The organism is Mycobacterium sp., from assembly GCF_008709575.1.
GTDB lineage: Bacteria > Actinomycetota > Actinomycetes > Mycobacteriales > Mycobacteriaceae > Mycobacterium.
Genome location: NZ_VYIK01000415.1, coordinates 1 through 650 on the forward strand (window position 1 = coordinate 1; position 650 = coordinate 650).

Here is a 650-nt window from a genome sequence, read left to right on the forward strand (position 1 = left end):
GTGCACACGGCCGCGACCGCCAGCGCGGCCGGTGCGCTGTAGCCCAGGCCGCTCACTTGTGCATCATCGCTGTGTCGCCGAGATCGGGGGTTACCGAGCCTGTTTCCCCACGCCCGAATCGCTGGGCTGCTTGACTGGAGTCGTCCCCTGCGCCCGCCGATCCGGTAAAGCTAACCATGTCGGATTCCGTTGGGCCGCAGACAAGCAACTCCCGGATGCCGTCTGCGACTTCGCTGGCGACAGCCGCCAAATCAACCCCTGGGTCGCCGATTCGTACAACCGCACCCGAACCCGCGGCCACGACCACCCTCACGCCGTAGGCATCCTGGTCCACTCCTGGCTCTATATCAACTGGCTCTGCTGGCAAAACGACCCCCTAACACCGAGCGCGCCAAGCCCTCTTCAACCAAGACAACAAACGGCGGCCTGACACAAGACTGGACCCAGGACTATTCGTCGGCGAACTCGGCGCGGTAGGCGGTCACCTCGGGCCGCGCTGTCGCCAGCATCTGCTGGGCACCCTCGCGCACGATCTCATCGCTCACCGACGACGCTGGGAGTGCCAACACAGCCTGGACTCCGGAATCTTCGTGGGCAGTTGAATTACGGACTATATCGAGCATGGGTCGTACCTTCCCGGCCGGCGCGCT

General features: G+C 64.5%; 1 protein-coding gene and 1 pseudogene. One reads left to right on the forward strand and one right to left on the reverse strand.

The window, feature by feature from the left end; translation table 11 throughout:
* Positions 1 to 58 precede the first annotated feature (58 nt).
* The gene (locus F6Q13_RS19310) at positions 59 to 430 is read left to right on the forward strand and encodes a transposase (RefSeq protein ID WP_293059949.1); all 372 of its coding nucleotides are present in this window, start codon (positions 59 to 61) and stop codon (positions 428 to 430) included.
* Positions 431 to 449: 19 nt separating this feature from the next.
* On the opposite strand, the pseudogene F6Q13_RS19315 reads toward F6Q13_RS19310, so the two are convergent.
* Positions 450 to 650, reverse strand: a pseudogene (locus F6Q13_RS19315) (hypothetical protein); the annotation flags it as partial.